The organism is Oryzihumus sp. (assembly GCF_036391795.1).
Taxonomy (GTDB): Bacteria; Actinomycetota; Actinomycetes; order Actinomycetales; family Dermatophilaceae; genus Oryzihumus.
The window spans coordinates 26,082-32,081 of record NZ_DASVZH010000037.1 but is presented as its reverse complement, the minus strand read 5'-3'; the positions used below and the strand labels follow the sequence as shown (position 1 = coordinate 32,081).

General features: G+C 72.7%; 7 protein-coding genes. All 7 read left to right on the top strand.

What is annotated here, in order from left to right; translation table 11 throughout:
- Positions 1 to 738 (top strand): cell division protein FtsQ/DivIB (locus VF825_RS01970; protein ID WP_331109587.1); only part of this gene is annotated, 738 nt, incomplete at its 5' end.
- Positions 739 to 956: 218 nt separating this feature from the next.
- Positions 957 to 2,213, top strand: coding sequence for a cell division protein FtsZ (ftsZ, locus tag VF825_RS01965; RefSeq protein WP_331109585.1), 1,257 nt, complete (start codon positions 957 to 959; stop codon positions 2,211 to 2,213).
- Positions 2,214 to 2,323: 110 nt separating this feature from the next.
- A complete protein-coding gene (gene pgeF / locus VF825_RS01960; RefSeq protein ID WP_331109583.1) occupies positions 2,324 to 3,076 on the top strand; it encodes a peptidoglycan editing factor PgeF in 753 nt (250 codons plus the stop codon).
- Positions 3,069 to 3,803 carry a YggS family pyridoxal phosphate-dependent enzyme gene (locus tag VF825_RS01955; RefSeq protein ID WP_331109581.1) on the top strand — a complete coding sequence of 245 codons (735 nt, stop codon included), beginning with the start codon at positions 3,069 to 3,071 and terminating at the stop codon, positions 3,801 to 3,803. The genes pgeF and VF825_RS01955 overlap by 8 nt, the downstream gene beginning before the upstream one ends.
- A 51-nt stretch (positions 3,804 to 3,854) precedes the next feature.
- Positions 3,855 to 4,343 (top strand): cell division protein SepF, encoded by a 489-nt coding sequence (locus tag VF825_RS01950; protein WP_331109579.1) that lies wholly within the window; start codon positions 3,855 to 3,857, stop codon positions 4,341 to 4,343.
- Between the two features lie 53 nt (positions 4,344 to 4,396).
- Entirely contained in the window at positions 4,397 to 4,678 is a 282-nt protein-coding gene (locus VF825_RS01945) for a YggT family protein (protein WP_331109577.1), read from the top strand.
- Between the two features lie 101 nt (positions 4,679 to 4,779).
- Positions 4,780 to 5,934, top strand: a complete 1,155-nt coding sequence (locus VF825_RS01940; protein ID WP_331109575.1) for a DivIVA domain-containing protein — start codon at positions 4,780 to 4,782, stop codon at positions 5,932 to 5,934.
- Positions 5,935 to 6,000: the final 66 nt, after the last annotated feature.

Genomic DNA, 6,000 nt, shown 5'->3' with positions numbered 1-6,000 from the left:
GGCAGGGCTGGTCGCGGCACCGGGGTCGCCTCCTCGCGGGCTAGGTTCGCGGCGCGCGCGGCGGGGGTCCGCCGACGCCCGTGGCTGCTGACCGCGTGGGTCCTGGGGATCGTGGCCCTGCTGGCCGGCCTGGCCTGGCTGGTGTGGTTCAGCCCGGTGCTGGCCGCCCGCACCGTCCGGGTCCAGGGTGTCCCCGCGGCCGCGGTGCCGGACATCACCGCCCGCGCCCAGGTGCCCCTGGGCCAGCCGCTGGCCCGCGTGGACACCGAGGCGATCGCCCACCGGGTGATCGCCTCGGCGACCCTGGCCGAGGTGACGGTGAGCCGCTCGTGGCCCTCGACGGTCGTCATCACGGCCTCGCCCCGCGTGCCCGTGCTCGCCGTGAAGAACCCTCAAGGTCAGGTACAGGTTGTGGATGCCCAGGGCATCGCCTACGCCACCGTCCCCGCCGCGCCCGGGGGGGTCCCGCAGATCCGTACCGACGTGACGCCACCCAGTCGGGAGGCGCTGCGCGCCGGCATCTCCGTGCTGCAGGCCCTCACCCCCGCCCAGCGTCGTCAGGTCACCGACGTGCGCGTCACCGGGGCGAGCTCGGTCAGCCTCACCCTCGGGGGCCGGACCGTCGTGTGGGGAGGGGCCTCTGACCCTGAGCTGAAGGTCAAGGTCCTCTCAGTCCTGTTGCGGCAGAAGGCCTCCCTCATCGACGTCAGCACACCCGGCACCCCGGTGATCCGCTAAGGCGAGTTGGGGCAACCGGGCCACGCTGGGCGACACGCCGCCGTTAGGGTTGGCATCGGCACGAGCAGGCAATAGCGTCAGCCCACGGCAGGGTTGACATAACTATCACCCTCAAGTGGACGTTGAACGTTAGTTCGGGGTTTCCGGGGGATGCCAACGTGGCCGCCAGCAGCAATCGACAGCACCCAGCAGTACTCGCTCAGGAGAGGCCCACCGACGTGGCAGCACCGCAGAACTACTTGGCCGTTATCAAGGTCGTCGGCATCGGCGGGGGCGGTGTCAACGCGATCAACCGGATGATCGAGGTCGGCCTCAAGGGCGTCGAGTTCATCGCGATCAACACCGACGCGCAGGCCCTGCTGATGAGTGATGCCGACGTCAAGCTCGACGTGGGCCGGGAGCTGACCCGTGGCCTCGGCGCCGGCGCGGACCCCGAGGTCGGCCGCCGGGCCGCCGAGGACCACGCCGAGGAGATCGAGGAGGTCCTCAAGGGGGCCGACATGGTCTTCGTGACGGCGGGTGAGGGTGGTGGCACCGGCACCGGTGGCGCCCCCGTGGTCGCCAAGATCGCCAAGGGCCTGGGCGCGCTGACGATCGGCGTGGTCACCCGGCCGTTCACCTTCGAGGGTCGTCGTCGCGCCAACCAGGCCGAGTCCGGCATCGCGAGCCTGCGCGAGGAGGTCGACACCCTCATCGTCATCCCGAACGACCGGCTGCTGTCGATCAGCGACCGCGCGGTGAGCATGCTCGACGCCTTCCGCAGCGCCGACCAGGTCCTGCTCTCCGGTGTCCAGGGCATCACCGACCTGATCACCACCCCCGGCCTGATCAACCTCGACTTCGCCGACGTGAAGTCGGTCATGCAGGGCGCCGGCTCGGCGCTCATGGGCATCGGCTCGGCCCGCGGTGACGACCGCGCGGTCCAGGCCGCCGAGCTGGCGATCTCCTCGCCGCTGCTCGAGGCCAGCATCGACGGCGCCCACGGCGTGCTGCTGTCCATCCAGGGTGGCTCCGACCTCGGCCTGTTCGAGATCAACGAGGCCGCCCGCCTGGTGCAGGAGGCCGCGCACCCCGAGGCCAACATCATCTTCGGTGCCGTCATCGACGACGCCCTCGGCGACGAGGTGCGGGTCACCGTCATCGCCGCCGGCTTCGACGGCGGCGGCCCGATCCGTCGCACCGACGACCGCGCGCTCGGCCAGATCGCCGGCTCGACCCAGCGCCAGGCCACGCCGGTCGCCCCTCGCCCGGCACAGCCGCCCGTCCAGCAGCAGCCGGTCCAGCCCCCGGTACAGCAGATGCCTCGTCCCGAGCCGACGGCCACCCCGGCGCCGGTCCAGCCCGAGCGGGTCGAGCCGCGCGCCGAGCCCCGGCCCGAGCCAGTGCGCACGGAGCAGGAGCAGCCGGCCCGGCCGCCGCGCACCGTCACGTTCGACGACAGCGACGACCTCGACGTGCCGGACTTCCTCAAGTAGTCCCAGCCGGACCCGTGAAGGGCGGCCGCCCCCCGTGGTGGCCGCCCTTCGCCGTGCCCGGGTCCTGTGCCTGCCTCCGGCGCGGGTGGGCGCTGCCGTAGGTTGGGCGCGTGTTCCTCTGGAGTCAGCGCCTCGAGCCCGGGGCGGACCGGTCCGGCGCCCACTGGGGCTTCACCAGCCGCCGCGGCGGCGTCAGCGCCGCCCCGTGGGACGGGCTGAACCTCGGTGGCCACGTCGGCGACGAGCCGGAGGCGGTCGAGGCCAACCGTGAACGGCTCGCCGAGGCGGTGGGCGTGCCCCGCGACCACCTCCTGTTCATGAACCAGGTGCACGGTGACCACGTCGTCGTCGTCGACGGGCCGTGGGCGGGGGAGGTGCCCGACGCGGACGGGGTGGTGACCACCCGCCCCGACGTCGCCCTGGCCGTCCTCGTCGCGGACTGCACGCCCGTGCTGCTGCTGGACCGGGAGGCGGGTGTCGCCGGTGCCGTGCACGCCGGGCGCCCGGGCATGGTCGCCGGGGTCGCCGGCCGGGCGGTCGCTGCGATGCGCGAGCTCGGGGCCCGCGACATCGAGGCCGCGGTCGGGCCGTCGGTGTGCGGCCGCTGCTACGAGGTGCCGGCCACCATGCGCGAGGACGCTGCTCTCGTGACCCCGGTCAGCGCGACCGTGTCCTGGACGGGCACGCCGGCCATCGACGTCGCCGCCGGGGTCGTCGCCCAGCTGCGCGAGCTCGACGTCACCGTGCACTGGGTGCCCGGGTGCACCCGCGAGTCCGCCGACCTGTACTCCTACCGCCGCGACAAGGTGACCGGCCGCTTTGCCGGGGTCGTGCGGCTGCTGCCCGGGACCGGGCGTGGCTGAGGCCGCCGCGCCCAGCGGGCGTCGCGAGCAGCTCGCCGCGGCCCTCGCCGCGGTGGAGGGGCGGATCGAACGTGCCTGTACGGCGGCCGGTCGCCGCCGCGAGGACGTGCACCTCGTCGTGGTCACCAAGTTCTTCCCCGCCTCCGACGTCGCGCTCCTGGCCGGGTTGGGAGTCACCGACGTGGGGGAGAGTCGCGACCAGGAGGCCGCGGCCAAGGTCGCCGAGCTGCGCTGTGCCGGGGGCGCCGACGGGTTCGCCGTGCCGCGGGTGCACTTCGTAGGACAGGTGCAGAGCCGCAAAGCCGGGTCGGTCGCGCGCTATGCCGACGTCGTGCACTCCGTGGACCGCGAGAAGGTGGCGCGGGCGCTGGACCGCGGGGCGCAGGCGGCCGGTCGCACGCTGGACGCGTTGGTCCAGGTCAGCCTCGACGCCGACCCCGACCGGGGTGGTGCGCCGGCCAAGGAGGCGGATGAGCTCGCCGACCTCGTCGCCGGGATGGGGCACCTGCGGCTGCGAGGGGTCATGGCCGTGGCCCCGCTCGGGGCCGACCCCGACCGCGCCTTCGCCGACCTCGCGACCGTCGCGGCCGGCATACGGCGGCGGCACCCCGGGGCGACCTGGGTGTCGGCGGGGATGAGCGGAGACCTCGAGGCGGCCATCGCCCACGGGGCGACACACCTGCGTGTCGGGAGCGCAATCCTCGGTTCCCGGCCTGCCCACCGGTAGCGTCGGGTCGAACAAACGACCGGCGCGAAGCCGCATGACCTAGGAGCTCACATGGCAGGGGCGCTGCGCAAGACGATGGTCTACCTCGGCCTGGCCGAGGAGGACGAGCGCTACGACGGCTACGAGGACTACGACTCCTACGACGAGCCGTCGCACCCCGAGCCGGCCGCGCACCGCGAGGAGCGCGGCGCCGTCACCCCCCTGCCCCAGCGCACGCCGGTCGCCCGGGTCGTGCGGGACGTCGAGGTCGGACCCTTGAACCGCATCACCACGATCCACCCCCGCACCTACAACGAGGCCAAGACCATCGGGGAGAGCTTCCGAGACGGCACGCCGGTGATCATGAACCTCACCGACATGGACGACTCGGACGCCAAGCGCCTCGTCGACTTCGCCGCGGGCCTGGTCTTCGGCCTCCACGGGTCGATCGAGCGGGTCACGAGCAAGGTGTTCCTTCTCTCACCTGCGCACGTCGAAGTGGCCGCCGAGGAGGCCGAGGCGCCCCGCGGCGCGGCCCGTGGGTTCTTCAACCAGAGCTGACGCCGGGCACCCCGTGACAAGGGAGCCACAGCCCGTGAGGCCACACTGAGACCATGATCCTGGATGTGTTCCTGAGCCTGCTCCGCCTGCTGGTCTACCTGTTCTTCATTGCCTTGATCATCAGGCTGATCCTGGACTGGATCCAGGTCCTGGCCCGCGACTGGCGACCCACCGGTGTGGTGCTCGTCCTGGCCGAGGCCGTCTACACCGTGACCGACCCTCCGCTGAAGGCGTTGCGGCGCGTCATCCCCCCGCTGTCGCTGGGGTCGGTGCGCCTCGACCTGGCCTTCCTCGTGCTCATGCTGGCGGTCTCGGTCACTTTGAACATCCTTTAAGGTGAACAAGAACTTGCCCCGACCAGCACCAAAGCGGCTTGCGCACCTGACCGGTTCGCTACCGTGGGTGCCGCCCCCGTCCCGCCAACCGAGGTGACCACATGGCGCTATCGCCCGAGGATGTCCTCAACAAGAACTTCACTGCCACGCAGTTCCGCCGCGGCTACGACGAGCGCGAGGTGGACGACTTCCTGGACGAGGTCGTCTCCGAGCTGCGTCGTCTGACCACGGAGAACGACGACCTGCGCGCCCAGCTGGCCGAGTGCCAGAAGGGCCGCGGCGCGGGCGTTGCGGCGACGGCGGTGCAGCCGGCGGTCAAGGCCGAGCCCAGGGTCGCTGCGAAGGACGGCAAGAGCGAGGCCACCGAGCAGGCCCTGCGCGAGGCGCGTGAGCAGCTCACCCGCCTGCAGTCCGAGGCGGAGAAGGCCCAGCGCGAGGCGGCCGAGCAGGTGGCCCGCACCAAGGCTGAGGCCGACAAGGCCCGCGCCGAGGCTGACCGGGCCCGCGCCGAGCTCCAGGCCGTGCGCGACGACGCCGACAAGTCCAAGGGGGTCGCGGACACCTCGCGCGCAGAGGTCGACCGCCTGCGCTTCGAGGCCGAGAAGGCCCGCACCGACGCCGAGCGGCTCAAGGCCGAGGCCGAGCGGGCCCGCGCCGACGCCGAGCGCATCCAGGCCGAGCACAACGAGCGCCTGCGCTCCGCGGCGGCCGCCAAGAGCAGCAACGACGCACCGGTGGCTGCCGCGGCGGCGCTGGGTGGCGCAGCCGGTGGCGGCGGCGCCGCGGGTGTCATCGCGCTGGCCCAGAAGGTCCACGACGAGCACGTCGCCGAGGGCCAGGCCACGCGGGACCGGCTCATCTCCGAGGGACAGAAGCACCGCGACAAGGTGGTCGGCGAGGCCGAGGCCCGCCACCACGAGCTGGTCACCAGCGGCCAGGCCAAGTACGACGAGCTGCTCGCCAGCGGTCAGGCGCGCCACAACGCGCTCATCGCCGAGGCGACCACGCGTCACGAGCAGATGATCACGGAGGCGCGCGAGCGCTCGACCGGGATGATCGCCGAGGCCCAGCAGAAGAAGCAGGTCATCCTCGAGGAGCTCAGTCGCGAGCGCGACCTGCTCCAGCGCAAGATCGAGGAGCTGCGCTCGTTCGAGCGCGACTACCGCTCACGCCTGAAGTCCTACCTCGAGGGCCAGCTGCGCGACCTCGACAAGACCGGCGTCGAGGGCGTCAAGGAGGGCCAGCGCCAGGGCTGAGCCGCGCCGACGGGGCACCGTGAAGGCGTCCACCCGTTCCGACGGGTGGACGCCTTCGGCCGTGGC

Coding starts and splice junctions, on each gene's coding strand:
- VF825_RS01950 (WP_331109579.1), top strand. CDS start 3,855: ATGGCAGGGGCGCTGCGCAAGACGATGGTCTACCTCGGCCTGGCCGAG.
- VF825_RS01945 (WP_331109577.1), top strand. CDS start 4,397: ATGATCCTGGATGTGTTCCTGAGCCTGCTCCGCCTGCTGGTCTACCTG.
- VF825_RS01940 (WP_331109575.1), top strand. CDS start 4,780: ATGGCGCTATCGCCCGAGGATGTCCTCAACAAGAACTTCACTGCCACG.